15 protein-coding genes and 1 other annotated feature are annotated in these 18,869 nt (G+C 44.7%); of the genes, 4 read left to right on the top strand and 11 right to left on the bottom strand.

All coding sequences use genetic code 11. The features are described from left to right. Nucleotides 1-12: 12 nt before the first annotated feature. From NV381_RS24245 to NV381_RS24220, 6 genes are all read right to left on the bottom strand, one after another. Nucleotides 13-1,806 carry a sensor histidine kinase gene (locus NV381_RS24245; RefSeq protein WP_258215869.1) on the bottom strand — a complete coding sequence of 598 codons (1,794 nt, stop codon included), beginning with the start codon at nucleotides 1,804-1,806 and terminating at the stop codon, nucleotides 13-15. A gap of 488 nt (nucleotides 1,807-2,294) precedes the next feature. Further along, nucleotides 2,295-2,735 carry a Dps family protein gene (locus NV381_RS24240; protein ID WP_258215868.1) on the bottom strand — a complete coding sequence of 147 codons (441 nt, stop codon included), beginning with the start codon at nucleotides 2,733-2,735 and terminating at the stop codon, nucleotides 2,295-2,297. 486 nt (nucleotides 2,736-3,221) lie between these two features. Further along, nucleotides 3,222-4,745, bottom strand: coding sequence for a stalk domain-containing protein (locus NV381_RS24235; protein ID WP_258215867.1), 1,524 nt, complete (start codon nucleotides 4,743-4,745; stop codon nucleotides 3,222-3,224). A gap of 146 nt (nucleotides 4,746-4,891) precedes the next feature. Beyond that, nucleotides 4,892-6,514, bottom strand: coding sequence for a response regulator transcription factor (locus NV381_RS24230; RefSeq protein ID WP_258215866.1), 1,623 nt, complete (start codon nucleotides 6,512-6,514; stop codon nucleotides 4,892-4,894). Nucleotide 6,515: 1 nt separating this feature from the next. After that, nucleotides 6,516-8,276: a sensor histidine kinase gene (locus tag NV381_RS24225; protein WP_258215865.1), complete on the bottom strand. Its 1,761-nt coding sequence runs from the start codon at nucleotides 8,274-8,276 to the stop codon at nucleotides 6,516-6,518. 181 nt (nucleotides 8,277-8,457) lie between these two features. Continuing rightward, entirely contained in the window at nucleotides 8,458-8,700 is a 243-nt protein-coding gene (locus NV381_RS24220; protein ID WP_258215864.1) for an HPr family phosphocarrier protein, read from the bottom strand. A 250-nt stretch (nucleotides 8,701-8,950) separates the two neighbouring features. Here NV381_RS24220 and NV381_RS24215 point away from each other — a divergent pair, with 250 nt between their 5' ends. From NV381_RS24215 to NV381_RS24205, 3 genes are all read left to right on the top strand, one after another. Beyond that, nucleotides 8,951-10,540: a sensor domain-containing diguanylate cyclase gene (locus NV381_RS24215; protein ID WP_258215863.1), complete on the top strand. Its 1,590-nt coding sequence runs from the start codon at nucleotides 8,951-8,953 to the stop codon at nucleotides 10,538-10,540. Nucleotides 10,541-10,613: 73 nt separating this feature from the next. Continuing rightward, nucleotides 10,614-10,828 (top strand) — a binding site (T-box leader). Nucleotides 10,829-10,879: 51 nt separating this feature from the next. Beyond that, complete coding sequence (locus NV381_RS24210; RefSeq protein WP_258215862.1) at nucleotides 10,880-12,745, top strand: arginine--tRNA ligase; 1,866 nt, start codon at nucleotides 10,880-10,882, stop codon at nucleotides 12,743-12,745. 230 nt (nucleotides 12,746-12,975) lie between these two features. After that, a complete protein-coding gene (locus NV381_RS24205) occupies nucleotides 12,976-13,200 on the top strand; it encodes a hypothetical protein (RefSeq protein ID WP_258215861.1) in 225 nt (74 codons plus the stop codon). A gap of 14 nt (nucleotides 13,201-13,214) precedes the next feature. Here NV381_RS24205 and NV381_RS24200 read toward each other — a convergent pair whose 3' ends face one another. Both NV381_RS24200 and NV381_RS24195 read right to left on the bottom strand, forming a co-directional pair. Continuing rightward, a complete protein-coding gene (locus tag NV381_RS24200; RefSeq protein WP_258215860.1) occupies nucleotides 13,215-13,706 on the bottom strand; it encodes a DUF1648 domain-containing protein in 492 nt (163 codons plus the stop codon). Nucleotides 13,707-13,866: 160 nt separating this feature from the next. Then, entirely contained in the window at nucleotides 13,867-14,757 is an 891-nt protein-coding gene (locus NV381_RS24195) for an alpha/beta hydrolase family protein (protein WP_258215859.1), read from the bottom strand. Between the two features lie 137 nt (nucleotides 14,758-14,894). On the opposite strand from NV381_RS24195, the gene NV381_RS24190 reads away from it, so the two are divergent. Then, nucleotides 14,895-15,230, top strand: a complete 336-nt coding sequence (locus tag NV381_RS24190) for a carboxymuconolactone decarboxylase family protein (RefSeq protein ID WP_258215858.1) — start codon at nucleotides 14,895-14,897, stop codon at nucleotides 15,228-15,230. Between the two features lie 39 nt (nucleotides 15,231-15,269). Here NV381_RS24190 and solA read toward each other — a convergent pair whose 3' ends face one another. The 3 genes from solA to hprK form a co-directional block, all read right to left on the bottom strand. Next, entirely contained in the window at nucleotides 15,270-16,448 is a 1,179-nt protein-coding gene (solA, locus tag NV381_RS24185) for an N-methyl-L-tryptophan oxidase (RefSeq protein ID WP_258215857.1), read from the bottom strand. Nucleotides 16,449-16,583: 135 nt separating this feature from the next. Continuing rightward, nucleotides 16,584-17,513, bottom strand: coding sequence for a DMT family transporter (locus tag NV381_RS24180; protein ID WP_258215856.1), 930 nt, complete (start codon nucleotides 17,511-17,513; stop codon nucleotides 16,584-16,586). 196 nt (nucleotides 17,514-17,709) lie between these two features. Further along, nucleotides 17,710-18,618, bottom strand: coding sequence for an HPr(Ser) kinase/phosphatase (gene hprK, locus NV381_RS24175; RefSeq protein WP_258215969.1), 909 nt, complete (start codon nucleotides 18,616-18,618; stop codon nucleotides 17,710-17,712). Nucleotides 18,619-18,869: the final 251 nt, after the last annotated feature.

The following is an 18,869-nucleotide window of genomic DNA, read 5'->3' as shown; positions in this document are numbered from 1 at the left end:
CCTTTTAAATCTTTATTCCGTTCTTGGCAGCAGCATATATACCTTCGTGTAAGCCCCTTCTTTACTGCGAATAAAAATTCCGTAGCCGCTGCCATACTTTAAGTGGATTCGATGGTTCACATTATCCAGTCCAATATGATTGCGGGGTTGATAGGATGCTTCATTAATACGCTGACGCAAACGGTTTAATTCGGCTTTCGCCATACCTATTCCATTGTCCTGAATTAAAACGAGGATACCTTTTCTCACTATAGTTGCACTGATGTATATTTCATTGTTGTAGGGAGCTTCCTGGAAGCCATGCTTGATACAGTTTTCAACTATCGGCTGCAGCAACAGCTTCAGTGTTCTGTGCTCAAATACGGCTGCATCCGGGATGTTGTATCGAACAGTAAGATTGCCGCTGAATTTTTTATGTAAAATAAACAGATAATCTTTCACATTATTAATTTCATGCTGAAGCGATACCACTTCATTCGCATGGTTCATTGAATACCGGAGCAAATTGCTTAAGGAAACAATGATTTGATTCGACTCCTCGTTATTTCCATAAACGATCTCGGTCTGCAGCAGCTGCAGCGTATTGAACAAAAAATGGGGATTGATTTGCGATTGCAGAGCTTTAAACTCCGTCTCCTTTAAAGTGATTTGCGAGATGTAGTTCTGATCAATCAGCAGTTTGATTCTTCCTATCAAGTCTTCAAACTTCATTCCAATCTGGTTAAGCTCCGAATATCTGTAATCGAACGGTCGAATTACCAAGCTCTCATTCCCTGTCTTGTCCAAAGTTCTAAGCAGCTTGTTGACCGGTCTGGAAATCCGAATCGTGATGACGACACCTAGGCATATATTGAGCGCGAAACCAAGATACAGAATACTTTGCAGGTTTTTGCCGAGAGGACTTGTATGCTTCCTTATTTCTGACATCGGAACAGCGGACACAAGCTTCCAGTCGCCAATCGTCGCAGGATGATAAATAACTAGATAATCTTGCCCATCGATATCGGCAATAAAATTGTTCTTACCCTCTCTCTGACCTGCTGCAATGGAAAACTGCGTGCCGATCAAGCTTTTATTTTTATGAACGATGATCTGCTCATCCTTATCGATAAGAAACATGCTGCCGCTATATTCGGAAGCGCTTAAATCAAACAAGCCGTTCAAATGATCCAGATCGATGTTGCACACAATGGACCCGACTACCTTTTGCTCAAAATTTAAAATAGGAATTGCCACGGATAACGTCTGCTGGTTATATTTCGAGGCGTAATCATTTAAATAATAGTCTTGTTTGTGCAAGCCTAAAGTAATGAAATTGTTTTGGGGAAGCTCCACCGTTTTTTGAAACCACGGCTGCTGCCTGAAATCATAATCCCACTTCAAGGACCGCCTGCCATCCAAATTCATAATATAGCCATTGATGCCAATAATCAGAACATCGCTAATTAAGGAGGAGCTGATGCTGCGGCTGGCATCCGTGATGAGTCTCTCGTGATTGATTCTTTCAGCTGCATTCATCAAATGAAAGGAGTTGAGGGACGCGATGACTGAAGGATGGGTGCCCATCAACACCAAAGCTCGCTTTACTTCCTCCAGATTGAAATTAAGACCAACCGTCGCTTGCTCCATTACCTTTTTGCTGGAATTGATAATTTCTTCGGTAAATAGGCTTGTTGTATCACGGAGGGTCAAGTAACCAAGACTTGAAATAAGTAAAATGTTTGCAACCAAATAAGACAAGAGCATCGTACGGACAATGGACCGTTTAAATAAAGTCAATTTCAAGGCTTTGGACACATTTATCATGAAGGGCGTTACCTTTCCTGGTAAATTGGCATTTTACCCCTTTATTATAACAACACCCGTTTCGTTTAGAGCAAGCAAATATTTTCCCGCCATATAAGTTGAACTAAAAGCTTTAAATCCGCCATCGTGTAGAGGTTTCAGTAGTCGTGAGACCACTCCCCGTGGACCGACCGCCATGCAACCCACAATAACTGGAAAACATCCATCTATTTTTAGAATTTTTGGAGGAAAATTGCATATAGATGGATTTCCTCCCTCTAATACAGCGTGTAACCCCAACTAGAGGGATAGGAGGCGATATTAACATGAGGTTTTCCATCTAAGCTAGGGTTCGAGGCAATATGCAGCATAATTAGCAGGAGTTTTTCCAGGTAACATGACCTCAAAACAGCGGCTATCCGACCGCGGGCTTATCGCATACAAGCCGAAAAAGCCTTCCGGCTAAAAAACCGGAGGCTTCGACTTGCATATCATTCCCTTGCTATCAATCATTTCCCCAGGAAGGAATTCAACATCCAGACATGCTTCTCAAGGCTGGCATGAATGCCGAGCAGCAAGTCGCCTGTCGTCTCATCGTCCAACGATGCCGCCAGCTTCATGCCGGCTTTCAATTCATTAATAACCGTCTGGAAGTCGTTGACTACGGCTCCAACCATCTGCTCTGCGGTCTCAATGCCTGCCGCATCGCGGACCGACGCCACATCCAGGTATCCCTGCAGGGTTGCTACCGGCTTTCCGCCCAAGGCCAGCAAGCGTTCCGCCAGCACATCCACATGGAGAGCCGCTTCCGTATACAGCTCCTCGAATTTGAGGTGCAGAGTGAAGAATTGATGGCCTTTCACATACCAATGGAAATTGTGCAATTTGACATGCAACACGGACCAGTTGGCAATCTGCCGATTAAGAATAGTGTTTAATGCTTCGCTCATCTTAGGTTCCTCCTCATAAGTCTTTGAACAGCGTCATTTCAGCTGCAGCAGCGACTAGTTAAATTTATATTTAGACTTAATCTAAATTTACAAATCAATCATACCATCTTCATCCATATTAATCATGAAGATTTCATGAAGAAATGTAGGGCCGCTCTTTATACAAGCAGTCTGAGTTTGTATTCTTCAATTCGTAAGCAGGAAAAGAGCGATAGCCAAATTCCAATATATCTTGGCATGTATCGCAAATGTCACCTTCCCATGTCGGTTCCTTCGCTTCTTGGTAACATAACCCGCATACTTGTGTATGGCTCATTGATGCTTCCTCTCTTTCACAATGATTATATCTGCCTTCAGATGATCGTACTAAAAATAGCATCAGAGACCGCCTATAGGCTGCGAGCAATAGCTCGCAGCCTATTCTTCCGTTATGTCTTCTGGAAACATGGAACATATGATAATCTTTAACCTGCTGTGTGTGTCCTGTTATTTAGTATTAACAGTAACCGTTCTGGTGGCTTTATCAAACGTTACATTGGCACCAAACGCTTCGCTTACGAATCTTAGAGGAACCATCGTACTATTGAAATTCGAAGGATTTCTGACAACCTGAACTGGAACCTCAAGCGTTTTTTCTGCTCCGTTGAGAACGGCCGTTGTTGAGCCTATAGTTAATTTCAGCTTCGTATTCCCTTTACTCGCCGTTACGCTCCTTTTGTCGCCATCCCATACAACAGCGGCTCCCAGCTTTCCGAAGATATCTCCTAACGGCACTAACACATTGCCGTCTCTGATAACAGGAGCTTGCACAAAGCTCTGTGCCGCATTATTGATAGCTACTTTCACTTGCGGCACACCGGTAACCATAGCCAAGCTATCACTTGCCTGCTCTGCACGCAGCGGAAGGTAGATTGCGTGCTTGAGAACCTGCTGCTGTCCTTCTTTACTCAGGATGAATTTCATAAACTCATCAAGCACCGGATTCAATTCCTTACCCGGCTGCTTATTCACATTAAAGTAAATTAAGCGGCTCAGCGGGTATTTAGCACTTGCCACATTCTCATAAGTTGGTGAAAAATACGGACTTGTTGAGTTTTCTGCCAGAGCAATCAATTTCACACCTTTATCGATGTAAGCAAGGCCTGAATATCCAAGACCGTAACGATCATCCGCTACGCGGCCGGCTGCAGGAAAAACAAGCTTATCAAAGGTAATACCCTCGCGCCATTCACCACGTTGTCCGTCAGTGCTCAACACTCTTTGACGGATGAACTCCTCGAAGCCGTTCCAAGGCTGAATACCGTACAGATTGATCGGCTTATCGGCCCATTCGCCGGTTAATCCAAGCTCCCCCCATGTAGTGATAGCGCCTCCTCCACGATGATGCGTAGCCGAGTATAATGCATCGAGCTGGTCAAAGTTCAGCTTCTCAAGCGGATTGTCTTTATGGACATAGAATCCCATAGAATCAAGGAATCCAAAGTGCCGGTAGGAAGCTCCTGAAATGGGGACGCTAAGCGGCTCATAGCCATACTGTGCCTTGAAATCAACGACATCCTCAGGCTTAAGCTCCCGCGATACGAAAACAAATTCGACCGTTTCCTTAAGTAGTTCCCGTGCTCCAAGGCTGCCTGCATAAGGAGGAACTATTTCTATGTTCACTTTTGGATAATATTTCTTGAACTCCTCAATCCACAGACTTACAAGACTGGGCAGCACGTCAGATGATGCACCCTTAAAGCTGCCGGAGAGCTCGATATCCTTACGCGGCTTATAAGATGGCAAAGACGAATCAATCAATGGCTGCATAAATTCCGGTGTAGGCAGCGGACGGCCATTTTTTTTATTAAAAGCATCTTGTTCGTCTGTCTGCTTCAGGTTCGTCGGAAGAGGCGGGATTACCATTTCCACCATATTCGACTCGGCCGCCTTGGCATAATTCCCATAACCGCCTAAAACACAGGATGCTACAACCGAAAATACCGTCAATCCTTTTAACAGTTTGTTCATACTTTAACCTCTTTCGCTAATGTAGTTACGTTACATGCAAATTCTACAATTAACGAATGCGCTTTCAAATGCATATATTTGTCCTTTTCTTTTCTGTTTTTGTACTTGAAAGCAGTGCCGGCTTAATTGGCCGGTTCCACCTGAGGTTATTTTCCACTTTTGAATTCCAGAGGTGTTTTTCCTGTAACCTTTTTAAAAATTCGGCTAAAATGGGTCTGATTCGGATAACCTACACTCTCACCAACCTCATAAATTTTCATGCCGCTGTACAGCATCTGTTTAGCTTTCTCTATACGAAATCGAGTGACATATTCACTGAAATTTTCCCCGGTGTCTTTAACAAATACTTTGCTTAAATAGCTTTCGCTAACCCCCACCTGCTGACTGACCAAAGATAATGAAATCGGGGCGGCATAATGGCGCTCGATCAATTTCTTGGCCTTATCGATCAGCCTGGGAATGCTGTCTGCCGCCTTCCTTCCCGAATCCAAAACATTATAAATTTTGTGCAGCACTGCAAGCAGCCAGTCATGAATCCGGGGCATCCACTCCAGTTGCTCCAATTGTTCATACGGAGAATCGGCATGCTCCAATATATCCGGCCAAGTGAACCCTTTAGCGTGAATTAGCATGCTTAACTCTCTTAGAAGTGACTTATATTGTTGAAAAATAATTTCAGCCTCAACGACCCCGAGAGATTTTACAGCTTGAATCCATTTGTCGAATTCCCCCTTCCAATCTGCTGTCCCCATTTCAAGCTTATACAAGAGTTCACCTGTGCTGCATAGCGGCGTAACTGTCGATTGAGAGCTTTTAAACGGACTATCCTCAGGAAAGTAAGCGTGGCCGAGTCCGTTATACAAACGAAGTGCCGCGAGCTGCCGCGCAGCATCATAGTGCTCACTCCATTGCATCCACCCCGCACAAGGAAGCGATACCCCCATGCTGACCGATATATTCAAGTACTGTCTGAGATGATTGCTGATCGTATTCACTGTTTCGATAATTCGATGTCTCGTATGCTGCACGCTTTCGTTGACAGGATAAACCACCAATATAGCAAATTCGGCCTTATTAAAAGGCACAATGACAGATTCCGGATAGTTGGCCTCCAGTACTTGCATGATGGTAATTGAAATATACCTCAGCTTCTGCGAATCAAGATCCTTCGATTCTTCGGAAAATGTTCTATCGATCCATATGCTTATCAGAATCTGGCGTGACTGAGACGATTCAGCCCGCCATTCCCTGATCATCCTTATTTGTTCTTCGGGCAAGCCTTCATCTTCCGCAGCATGGTTTAAGATCAGCAAAAGAGCTTGCTCCTTCATACGCTTCTGCTGAATTTTCGACTCCTGAAGCTGCTGCTCTGTTTCTTGCATATGTTCTTTCCGCTTGGCTACCGCCTTAGCAATGACAGGGGTAACCACGGATTCCTCTAAATCCTCCTTTACGATATAGTCGCTCGCCCCTAATAAAAAGGCTTTCCGTACATAATTGTAATTGGAGTACGCACTGAGTACGATCACCATCGGCTTATGCTTCTCTTCCCTTTCCTTCAGCTGTTCAAGAAAAGCGATTCCGTTTAGAACCGGCATTTGCACATCCATAATCACGATGTCTACAGGATGGCGCTCCATGTACCGCAAAGCTTCTCCGCCGTTGGATACTTCCGCAACGATCTCACAATCATAATGCTCCCAGCGTATCATTTCCCGCATCGCTATTCGAAACAACGGCTCATCATCGGCGATTAATACCCGCAGCAATTCAATCACCTCCTGAATCCAGATTCAAAGGGGCTTCTAATAAAGGCAGGCAAATATCCACCTTTGTCCCCTTACCCGGCTTGCTCACAATTTTCAGTCCATACTTAGGCCCATAATTCAATTGAATTCGCTGGTGGACGTTCTGCAGCCCCATCCCGTTGAAGCTCTCTCTCTTAGGGTATTGAGGTTCTATTTCTCCCAGCTCCGCATCCGACATGCCGACTCCATTATCTTGGATGCAAAAGCATAGAGACTCCTCGTTCATGAACTCCCCCGTAATACTAAGCCTCCCTCTCCCCTCTGCACTCTGGAGACCGTGAATAACAGCATTTTCGATGATAGGCTGAAGCAGCAGTTTAAGAATATGAAAACTTTTCAGACGCTCTTCCACACGAATCTCAACGTCAAAGCTATCTCCATACCGCACCTTCATAATATTTAAATAATGACCCAGCAGCCCGATTTCCTCTTCGATTGTAATGTATATACCTCCCCTGTTGAATGTAAAAGAGAGCAGTTTAGTAAGCGATTCGGTCATTTTCTGAATATGCTGGGACTTGGCCATAACCGCCATCAGCTTGATTGTATTTAACGTATTTAATAGAAAATGGGGGTTAATTTGCGATTGCAGCGCAGCAATCTCCGCGTGTTTCTTCTGCCTTTCCTTCTCTTCGACATCCAGAATTAATTCTTTCATCCGCAGCACCATCTGATTGAAGGTTTTGGACAACAAAAATATTTCCAACGGACCGCGCTCTGCGATCTGCACGTTCAAATTTCCGGTTTTCATTACATTCATTTGCTTGACCAATGAGAGAATCGGCTTAACAATGTAGGATACGATAAGAATAGAAATGAACAGGAAAATGATTATTCCAATCGAGCCTATCCAAATGGTTTGTTCATAGACACCCTTCACCTTTTTGATAAACCGTTCGTAAGGAATGATTCGGATATACTTCCATCCCAATTTCGAAGTCAAATAAACGACGAATGATTCCTTCTGATTAATTTCAGCGACATAATAGCCCGCTTCCTCTCTCTGCGCCCTTAATAAGTACGGATCTTCGAAAACCCCTTTGTAACCCTCAGTATTTCCAGACACTATGAAGGAAGCGTTTTCATTTAGAACAAGCAGTTCACCCGACTTCGATACCTGGGACTCCAGATGCTGCTGCAAAATATTGTCATTAAAAACAAACAGGATCAAATCAATATCGGCAAAGAATGGGCCGTCGTCTCCCGGGGCAACCACAGCCGTGAAGGAGGATTTCATATCCGCGTCAGCTAGAAATACTTGCTCTTGAACGTCAAATAAGTGTACTTTATTTTTTGATTGCAGCATCTCGCTATACCATGGGGTTTGCCTGATTTCTTTCTCATTTAAATTAAGATTTCTCTGATAATAATAGGCTCCTTGATTTTTACGAAAAAAAACAATCGAAATCAAATCTGGCCAATAATGGTGGAAATAATTGGACAATTGCTGATCAAGCTTCTGCTTATAGGTAGGGCTCTCCAATAAATCTTCAGCTCTAAGGATTCGAGAGATACTCGCGCTAACTTCATGATCTTTAAGAAGTGACGCTATCGTCTTCTTGATTCGGCCTACTTCATTATCTACAGTAGAGGAGACAAGCTCAAGTGTTGTTGTCGCACGCGAAGTGATGGTTTCCATTAAAATGGAGTGATACAACGTCACAGATATTACGGTTATTAAAAATATCGGTAGTAAAATCATAATAAAAAATGAAATAAACATAATTTTTGATATGCTCCATCGACTGGATCGAGCACGAGAAAACCAGGCAGCTAACTTGAATAACAAATTTGCTCCTCCAATCTTGAAAAAAACCTCCGAACGCACTATATAAGTGGCCGGAGGCTTATTTTATTATAACAGACTTAATAAGCTTTCAGCGGAGCTGAACAACTAAATCAATCTAATTCACAGTTACCGACAGATGATGTTTTTTAAAAACTTCAGTCATCTCCGCCTTTGCTTCTGCTTCATCAAGACCGTGAATCTCCAGTCTGTAGTGCTGATCGTTCAACAAAGTAATGCTTAACCCCAATATACTCTTTGCGTCTATAATTTTATTGTCTAAACAGATAACGATGCTAGATCTAAACTGGGAGGCCTTCTGATTTATTTCCACAATTGCCTTAGTATCCAAACCGCTCATCTAAATCCCTCCAATTTTAGGATGCGTTTCACTTAGATATCGTCAAAGCGTTATAAAGCGCTTTCATCATATCATTAAATATAAAATATAATAATTTAACCAAATTAACAATAATAACTTCATTTAGTACGTTTTGTTCATAAAATTCACGAAGGCTTAATCTATAAATAGCCCCAATATATGCTACAATGGGGTTTTATTGGTTCTGACCTGTAATCTAAACTCAACACAAGGGAGCATTTTGATACCTATGCTGCGTGTAATAAAAGCAAGCCAACAGAGAAAGATTAGCCTTGCCACACTATTAACAGGCTTGGTCTCTCTATCTGTCCTTCTGACTTTAACCATTCTCCTCATAGCATCCTATCAATCAAGCAAAAAATCATTAATAGATACTACGCTCACATTGAATCTTACAAACGCAAGCAAAATGAGTCAGACGATAGATTCCTTGTTTAAATCCATGAGGAGCAGCCTGTACAAATCCGCAACATTTTATTCAAATATGAGCTCAATGACTGAAGATGAAATATACTCTAATCTGGAATTGATACGTTATAGCAGCAACTATTTTAATTCCATTGCTCTGGTAGACGAAACAGGACTTGTTCGAAGTATGTCCCCCAAATCCATCGGTTCTGCAGGCAAATATATTACAACCGAAGAGTCGAAAACCGCATTGGCCCTGCAACAACCTTACCTTTCCAAACCTTACATAGCTGCAACTACCGGACGTCTTCTCGTATTTATGAGCGAGCCCATATATGATATGAACGGTACTTACCGGGGGTATATTAGTGGAACTATTTATCTTCAAGAGGAAAATATATTGAATATGATTTTTCGAAGCAACCCAACAGATGAAATAGGTTCTCATTTTTACATAGTGGAAAATGAAGGTCGTTTACTATTCCATCAGGACACAAATCGTATAGGCGAGGATATTAGCGCCAATCAAGTCGTCCGAAAGCTTATTCAAGGTCAGAGCGGCCACGAACAGACGGTCAGCTTGAAGGGAGAGGCATTGCTTGCCGGATACGTTAAGGTTCCGGCAAATGGCTGGGGCGTAGTTGTGGCGTCGCCTATCGACGTCGTAAATGACCAACTGGAACAGCATATCGGTGCCGTTCTATTGTATATGATGCTGCCATTTCTAATGTTGCTACTGGTAGTCATAGGCTTTGCGCGCAAGCTGGCGAAGCCTTTCGTAACTCTGGCTGACCTTGTGAGTAAAATCGGCAGAGATAAAGTCGAAATCCCTGAAATAAAGCAGCATTGGAATAGAGAGGCGGATTTGTTAACCAAATCAATTAGATATGCTATATCGGATATTAAAAAACAGACGGATCAATTGACGCATGAGGCGATGACCGATCCATTGACCGGATTGACAAACCGAAGAACGCTCGAAATCATCATGCATCAATGGATGGAGGAGCAGACCCCTTTCTCTATAATTATTATGGACATTGATAGATTTAAATCCATTAATGACACCTACGGTCATCAAGCCGGGGACGAAGTATTAAAGCATTTTGCACAAATTATTACTTCCACAGTACGGCCGGGTGATGTATGCTGTCGTTTCGGAGGTGAAGAATTTATTGCCCTTATATCACATGCCGCTATTGATGAGGCTTTTCTTGTGGCAGAACGAATTCGCCATACGTTGGAAAAAAATATCCATCCTATCGGCCAGCCTATTACGGTCTCACAGGGTATCGCACACTATCCTTCACACTCCGCATCTGCAGAAGAGCTGATCCATATGGCCGACCAAGCCTTGTATAAGGCTAAGCAATCGGGAAGAAACCAGACCCATATAGCCAAATTTAGGTAAAATCATGGTTGATTTTTTCTGAAATGCGGGTATACTGATAAAAAGCTTTTTTATTCGAGCTATAAAATTTCATAATCCTTCGATGATTGGGACAGTAATTATTGACAATAGTTCAAGCGAGCCGGGATAGTGAGAGCCGGTACGGAGTCATTAATGAAACGGACCCATGAGATGATCTTCTGAACGGTAAGTAGGAAGGTCCGGCTAAGACCGTTATCTTTGGAGTGGTTAAACCTCGGTTTAACAACAAGAGTGGTACCGCGAGTGCTATAAGCCTTCGTCTCTTATTAGAGATGAGGGCTTTTTTGCGTTAAAAAGACTATTTTCAGGAGGGGTATTATGTTAAATCAACTGTTAGCTGCTCATATTGAAGCGGCGGTAACCAAGCTGTTGGATGAGCTCGATCTTCCCCAAGCTTCACCCATCAAAGTTATCATTGAACAACCATCCCATATCGAGCATGGCGATTACTCCACCAACATAGCGATGCAGCTGGCGAAGGTACTGCGCAAGCCCCCGATGCATATAGCACAGCTCCTGCAAGCAAGGCTGGAGCAGGACGGTTTCATTGAAAACAGGGTGTACAAAATCGAAATAGTCCCGCCAGGATTTATCAACCTGTTTATAAGCTGGAAGCAGTGGGCGCACCATCCCCTTGCCGCAGCTGAAGTGTCCCCCGGACTTAAAGTCGTCATTGAACATACATCCATTAATCCGAATAAATCGGCGCATATCGGGCATTTAAGAAATTCCTGTATTGGCGATACATTGGTGAGGCTGCTGCAAAGAGTCGGCTATCAGGTCGAGGTTCATAACTACATCGATGACCTTGGTAATCAGCTAGCGGATACGGTTGTCGGCCTTCTTCATACGCCGCTGCAAAAGGAGCATGTCCGTTTCGGCGATTATTGCTGGGATATTTATTCTGCGATTAATAAAGAATACCAAGCTAACTCGAAGCTGACGGAACAACGCGCACATGTGCTTCACAATCTAGAGGAAGGCAACAACAATTTAGCGTGGGTCGGCATGCTGGTAGCGGAACGAATTGTCCGCGAGCATATTGAGGAAATGCAGCCATTCGGAATTGACTATGATTTGTTAGTATGGGAAAGCAACATTGTCAGGGAAGGATTCTGGTCATCCGCGTTTGCGCTTTTGCAGCAAACCGCACTTTTTTATCAAGAATCGGAAGGGAAATTGGCGGGCTGCTGGGTGTTAAAACAACCGTCTTCTACAGGAGAAGAGGCGGAGTCCAAGCATAGCGCGGATAAAGTTCTAGTCCGTTCTAACGGCATCTTGACCTACACCGCCAAAGATATCGCTTATCACTTATGGAAGTTCGGGCTGCTGGAAAAAGATTTTAGGTACAAAAAGTTTAGCGAGGGCTTGTGGACAACCTATACAGCAGGCTCGAAGGAAGCATTCGGTAACGCCGATCTTGTGATCAACGTAATTGATCATAGACAGGAATATCCGCAAATGATGGTCAAGCAGGCTCTTGAGGCATTGGGCTACTCCGAACAAGCAGCCCAGTTGCGCCATGTCAGCTATGGAGTTGTTTCCCTAAGTCCTGGATCGGCCGCAGAGCTAGGCATCCATACAACCGACAAGAAAACATCGTACGCCATGTCCGGGCGGCAAGGAATTGGCATCAAAATCTCCCATCTGCTTGATTTGATGGAAGGCGTTGTGGAAGACAAGCGCTCGGATAAAACCGGCATCTCCAGCAGGACCATCGCAGCCGCGGCGATTCGGTACTACTTGCTTCGTTTTAACCTGCACACCGAGGTGGTATTTGATCTGCAGCAGGCTACTGAAATATCGGGTAATTCAGGCGTATATTTAATGTATTCGTATGCACGTGCCGTCAGTCTTATCAACAAAGCGGAGCAAGAGCTGCATATCGTACCGGCTGTGCCCGGGGACTTCCCTGAGATGGAGAAAGCAGAATATGCTCTGCTTAGACATCTTGCCAATTGGCAAGATACATTAATTGCCGCCAGCCGCGAGCTGACGCCAAATTCGATATGCAGCTATGCATTCGATCTGGCAACGCTGTTTAACAACTTTTATGCTGTCTGTCCGATTCTTAAAGCGGATGATGAGAGGAAGAAATTCCGCGTATGGCTCACCTCAATATTCAAACAAACACTAGGTGATGCTCTGAATGTTCTTGGTTTACCGGCCCCGGATCGTATGTAAACTATAGACGGCATTTAAGCCTGTGATGCTTGCCTTCTCGTCAATGGGTTGTGGATAACTACAGTTGTGGATATGTTGATAATATTTTCAAAGATATGCACAATAAAGGATGGTGCTATGTTGATAATGTGGATATCCATGTGGATAAATAATCTGCCCTATCATGTAGCACCCTTCACTGAAGGTATCCTATCTATTACGTCGAATAATGTGGGATGAGGTGACTAAACATGTCTGAATCAAAAGCTCTCTGCACCGATACAGAGCTATTCGCTGCAGCCTTGTTCCAGCTGCAAGTATCCGTTTGGGAGCGCACGGCTGATGATATTCCTGTCAGAGTTGAGGATGGCGGAACCATTGAGCGGATTACGCCTGTCAGCGTCAAAATAAATGGAATTTATTATGTGCGAAGCGAATGCGAATTTCGAGTTGATAGGAGCGGAATTAAGTCCTAGCTTGCCCTTGTGCATCATTTTAATTTTATGGTTCGATAGATAGAGAAAATAATAGTTAGCACAACAATGGCTAGAATGACATAGATAAAGAGTCCAAGATCGTTTATCTTGTCTGCTGCCACTTCTACCGATTTCCACAATAAGTAACTGAACAAGACTGCAATCTCTACCTTTAACCAGCTCAGCAGCATTTTTGCGTTTATATATTGCCTTTGGGCATTGCTTTCTGTGATCTCACTGAGGTAATTAAAAGAATGAGGAAATTTACTTAAAACTGTGAGTCCAATATAGATAACTATAGAAATAATTGGCAGTATAAATAAAGTCCCTTTCCCTCCCCAGCCATCTACCTTCCCGGAACCGTTAAAATGCGTCGGTATTTGGGCAGGCAGCTTCGGCCACTCTACAAATAAGTAAGCTATGGACGATAGGATCACAACAATTGAAATAACATCATGCAATACCTCCAGGTTAGTTTTCGGAATGGAAAGTATGGGCCGCTTCATAAATAATCCCCCTTATTATCAAATTTCTTTTGGGTCTATCTGCATTTACTGTAACCGCCGCGGGACATTTAATCAACCAAGTGCCCTTGTTTATCCTCAGGATGCAAACAATCTCGCCCCCTAAGAGGCGAGATTAAACTCACGATGCTATATGCTGCCACTAGTCGGCAGTAGAAAGAAGGTCTTTCAAGAAATCCGCCGTGAGCTGAATAGCTACCTCCAATTGATCAGTCGTTCCCGCAAAAGGATGCACAGCGCCGAACGTGTGCGTTCCCTCGGCAATCGTAACGCAACGATGCTGGGGAGCGGCTTGCCGCAGCGATTCAAAGCCGGCCTGAAGCCTATCGGAATCCCTGTTTCCCTGAAGCTGCAAAACAGGGATTCCCAACGCTGATAACCTTTCAGGAATATGATAGCGTGACCGATGCTCAGCCAAATCCTCATAAAAGCCACGCCGGATCGGCATCTGCTGCTTCGTCCTCGCATTGGCTACATAAGCAACACCATGCTCCGCAATAGCAGCCTTGAAGGCATCATCAAATAAATCTGGATTGGCATTGCCATTCCAGGTGACTACCCCCTTAACTTCAGGATGCTCGCTCGCAAAGAGAATGCTGTTCCCTCCTCCACGGCTGTGCCCAAGCAAATAAATACGCTGTAAATCCGCTCGTTCCCCTTCCGGCAGCTGCTTATCCAATAGCGCTTGAAGAAGAAGGCTCAAGTCGGCCTGTTCACGGGAATAAGTGTTGAAAGAAAATTTATCCAGTTCGTCAAAATCATTCTCATTAACTCCGTTGCACGAGAAATTAAACGTTACAACAAAGAAGCCGCGCTGAGCAAACTGTGAAGCCGCATAGGGAAAAAAGCCCCAATCCTTAAACCCTTTAAACCCGTGACTTATAAGAAGTACCGGCTTGGGTGACAACGAATCACCGCCTGGCTCTTGCTGAAATCTAACTTCCCCCCGTATGTACAGAGCCTCTCCCTTCTCGGTAGGCAGCTTACCCGCATTCAATATAAAAGAATGTGCTTCAACAGCTGCATTCGGCATAACTTCACTCCTCATTATTTGAATTAGAAAATGCAATTATAATATTTATATTGTAACATATTGACCTAAATTGATAAAGTGTTACAATTGGTGTTGTGGAAAATATTCCAATTATTGTGAGAGGAGTTTAAATGCCTATGAAAAACCCCGATTTCGAATTTTTTGCCGAGCAATTCCCTGAGGTTTCCGATCAATTCCGCAGCCTGCACCGCTCTGTCATTGCCCAATCGGCATTAGATCCAAAAACACAGCAGCTCATTTATATTTCCAACTTGGCCGCTCTTGGCTACGCTCCCGCCATTAAATCCCACCTGCCTTTAGCCATTAAAGCAGGAGCCTCCAAGGATGAAATACTGGCTGCATTGTTAACCAGCATACCCGCAGCCGGTCTTGTACCTGTCCTTCCGGTACTAAAGGAGGTTGCGGAAACGCTTGACGAGCTGCTGACGCAAACGAAAACCTCTGTTAGTTAGCAACGTTAAGGAACCCTGTGATCCTAACCGGCCGTTACATTATAACGACCGTTGAAATGCAAAGGAAGACAAATCACAGTGGCTCCGTCCAACAGCCAGCAGTTGGCTCAAAGCTTCACCGATCGAGCTGCTGAATTTAAAGCCATGGCCTGATCCTCCACCGGCAAACCAGATGCCCGGACGCTCCGGGAGCTCCCCTATCAAGAAATGTTCACCCGGAGCGTTCTCATATAAGCAGGTTCCCCCCTTGGATAAGCTTCCCACCTTCGGCAAGTACAGGTTTATAAAGCTTTGCAAATCCTCTTCATCTTCAGGATGGGTTCCGAACGGAGGAAGCTCTGCCCCTGGAAGCACCGTTTCGCCTCCATCATGCCTCCCTACCTTTACCCCTCTGCCGTCAAGATCAGGGAAACCGTAATATTCTTCCGTTCCGCCTTTATTAACAATAAAAGCCGGGAAGACCCCGCTACCATATAAGCATGCAGGTGCTTCAAACCAGCCTATAGCTTTTCTCACAGGGCGTACCAGATGCTTCAGTTCAGGCAGCAGCGCAGCTGAGAAGGCTCCCCCGCAGACAAGTACACGATCAGCATAATAGGTTCCTGCTGAAGTGCGAACCATTTGCTGCGCCGAACCGGATACGATGGACTCCACCCGTTCATTGGTTCGAAAGTCGGCTCCGCAGCGTTCGGCCAGTATCCGATAAACACGGATAATGTTCTCGCTGAATAACACTCCAGCCTGCGGCTCGTACAAGCCTTCCGTATGCTCCGGGATGCAGAAGCCAGGCCACCTGTCCATCAATTCCTTAGGCTTCAAACGCTCGTAAGGAATACCGAATTCCATACAGCTATCCTGCTTCGATTGCAAAAACCTGGAATTCGTATCTCCTATACTCACTACTCCCGTCTTTCTGAAAATTTCCGCATCCGCTTTCGCCATACCGCTACCGCAATAATGGCTGCTACCCCATTCTCTCGCCTCCTCCGCAAGCTCCGACCAGAGCTCACCCGCTCGCAAGGCGAGTTGCGCATAGGCTGGCCCCATGGTATAGGCGGAGCGGTAAATACGTGTTCCTCCATGATGGCTGCCTTGCTCATGCGGAGGATTATGAGCGTCGATCAGAAGCACCCGCAGGCCCGACTTGGCAGTAAAGTAACCGGCGCTCATGCCGAAACTCCCGGCCCCTACGATAATGATGTCATATCCATTATTCAAGCTACCACTCCTCTATGCTCATGCTTCATACACCGTTTGTTCAACCTTCGGCTCCTATGGACCGACCGATGGCTCGAAGCACGTTTTGTATGCAAATAAGACACCGCGAATAACGCACGCAGTGTCTCCATCCATTTATCCATTCACTTTCGGCACCTTCTGTAAAATACCGGTTGCGGTCACAGGCTTACCGCTTTCCTCTGGCTTCCCTTTTTTCAATCCCGTCGCCAGCACGACGCCCCCCACTATTAGCATAGAGCCGACTATTTGAACTATTGTCACCGGTGTGCCCATGAGCAGGAAACCGACGACCATAGCAACAAAGGGCTGCAGGTTTAGGAAAACCGATGCTTTCCCCGCTCCTATTCGTTTAAGCTGAACATTCCAAATCAGTCCGCACAGCCCCTGCATAAGGATGGCCGTTACAAACAACAGCACCCAAGCCCACGGATGAGAGCTCACGTGAGTGATAGGCTCCTTAATCAAAGCAACGGGTATAACCATACCTGAGCCAATTAATGTGGAATATACGGTAGCTGTCAATGGATCGATCCGTTCTGTCAGCTTGCGCATAATAATAATCGAGATAGCGAAGGAAATCATAGCCAATACAATGTACAGCATCCCTATTGAGGGCTTGATACCCCCGGATTTACCGACTACAAAGAAAATACCGACCATAGCTATAACCGATCCGATTACCATCTTTCTCGTAATGGTTTCCTTCAGAAACACCGCGGCCAGTACAGCAACAGTAATCGGCGCAAGCGAGAGTATCAGCGACGCCGTAGTCGCATCGATGGTTTCCAGTCCTGTGAAAAAAGCAGCTTGATTAATCAGCGTTCCCACAAAGCCAAGCGGAATGAGCAGAAGGAAGTCTCTGCGTGTTAAATGACCGAGCTTTTTAAAGCTCCATCCGTATCCAATCAGAAATAACGAGGTTGCCGACAGCCGAATCGCAGAGAGAAGAATAGGCGGAAATTCATTAACCAATATGGAACCGAATACAAAATTGCTCCCCCAACAGCAGACACAAAAAAGCAGGAGTATATATGACCGTACCATGAACCGCCTCGTCTCCTTATATCCCCAACATATACTCATCTACAGATATTACTCCTCGAAGATGATTCTGTCGAACAAGAGAAAGGTCCTTAGAAAGCGGGTACAGCACAAGGATTATACGACACACTTCATTATCTCGTTATCCCGGAGTTTTACGCGAATCTCCTCTTAATTCCAGCTTTCTTCCGCTAGCAGCCTAATCACTTTCCAATCGTTTCATAAAATCCTCAACTGCGCTGTAGCCCTGCTGCTTCAAATACCAATTATTCGCAGCCGCCTCCACAAGTCCCGCCACATCTCTTCCGGGTTGAAGCTGAATTTCTATATGCGGAATGCGAACGTCCAGATAATCGGTAAACTTCGGCTCCAGCTCCAAATCATTATTCAAATCGTTCTCCTGCCATTTGGTCAACTCGATATCGAGAACGATGCGGGTTTCATCTTGAAACGCTCTTCTTCCGTACAACCGGGATACATTGATAAGTCCGATACTGCGAAGAGCCAGAAACTCTTTGCTTTTGCCGTTATGCGAGCCAATGATCGTTTCCGGACTCGTTTTTTTCAGCACCACGATGTCGTCAGCTACAAGCCGATGCCCGCGGCGAATCAAGGTATGCGCAGTCTCGCTCTTGCCAACGCCCGATTTGCCGCGAAGTATAATCCCGATGCCGGACACGTTGACGCATACACCATGGATGGTGATCTCCGACGCTAATGCTTTAGCCAAGTAATTATCCATCAGATCCGAAAACTTGGAGGTCGGCTCGGGAGTTCTTAACAGAGGTATACCCTCTTCTTCGCAATACTTTTTCAAATATTTAAGCCCCTCCTGGTTACGCGTTACGACGAAGCAAGGGGGATGGTATTTCACAATGTTGCCAATACTCAAATTTCGCTCTTCTTCGCTATGCTTATGCAGATAAGTGATTTCCTTCCTCCCCAAAACCTGCACATGCGCCTGTGGGAAAAAATCGAAATATCCGACAAACTCAAGACCCGGACGATGAGTCTTAGGCTTGGTTATCACCCGGTGCAGCTCCGACTTGCCGGCCAGCACTTCCAGTGAGAACCGATTCACTAAATCTTGAACGGTGACAGTCTTGATCATCATCGCCTTCTTTCTTATGAATTTGTTCTTAACTACATTAACATTCTACATATCGAAGCATTTTCCTCCGCTTAAAAGCTACAATTGTGTAGCAGCCTTATCCTGCTTCCATTACAATGGGATCTACTGAATTGTGTGAGTCATTTTGTGCTAGAAATAACCTAGAATCCTCTATGATTATATAAAATGATAGCGCATTCATTCCAAAAAAGAAACCTACCTTTTTGCAATAACCGTAACATTTCTTG

Origin of the sequence: Paenibacillus radicis (ex Xue et al. 2023), assembly GCF_024722015.1 — a bacterium.
In the GTDB taxonomy this organism is placed as follows: domain Bacteria; phylum Bacillota; class Bacilli; order Paenibacillales; family NBRC-103111; genus Paenibacillus_S.
Note: the sequence above shows the minus strand (reverse complement) of the source record. Positions and strands in the feature narration are given on the sequence as shown.

Coding starts and splice junctions, on each gene's coding strand:
- NV381_RS24245 (WP_258215869.1), bottom strand. CDS start 1,806: ATGATAAATGTGTCCAAAGCCTTGAAATTGACTTTATTTAAACGGTCC.
- NV381_RS24240 (WP_258215868.1), bottom strand. CDS start 2,735: ATGAGCGAAGCATTAAACACTATTCTTAATCGGCAGATTGCCAACTGG.
- NV381_RS24235 (WP_258215867.1), bottom strand. CDS start 4,745: ATGAACAAACTGTTAAAAGGATTGACGGTATTTTCGGTTGTAGCATCC.
- NV381_RS24225 (WP_258215865.1), bottom strand. CDS start 8,276: ATGTTTATTTCATTTTTTATTATGATTTTACTACCGATATTTTTAATA.
- NV381_RS24220 (WP_258215864.1), bottom strand. CDS start 8,700: ATGAGCGGTTTGGATACTAAGGCAATTGTGGAAATAAATCAGAAGGCC.
- NV381_RS24215 (WP_258215863.1), top strand. CDS start 8,951: ATGCTGCGTGTAATAAAAGCAAGCCAACAGAGAAAGATTAGCCTTGCC.
- NV381_RS24210 (WP_258215862.1), top strand. CDS start 10,880: ATGTTAAATCAACTGTTAGCTGCTCATATTGAAGCGGCGGTAACCAAG.
- NV381_RS24205 (WP_258215861.1), top strand. CDS start 12,976: ATGTCTGAATCAAAAGCTCTCTGCACCGATACAGAGCTATTCGCTGCA.
- NV381_RS24200 (WP_258215860.1), bottom strand. CDS start 13,706: ATGAAGCGGCCCATACTTTCCATTCCGAAAACTAACCTGGAGGTATTG.
- NV381_RS24195 (WP_258215859.1), bottom strand. CDS start 14,757: ATGCCGAATGCAGCTGTTGAAGCACATTCTTTTATATTGAATGCGGGT.
- NV381_RS24190 (WP_258215858.1), top strand. CDS start 14,895: ATGAAAAACCCCGATTTCGAATTTTTTGCCGAGCAATTCCCTGAGGTT.
- NV381_RS24180 (WP_258215856.1), bottom strand. CDS start 17,513: ATGGTACGGTCATATATACTCCTGCTTTTTTGTGTCTGCTGTTGGGGG.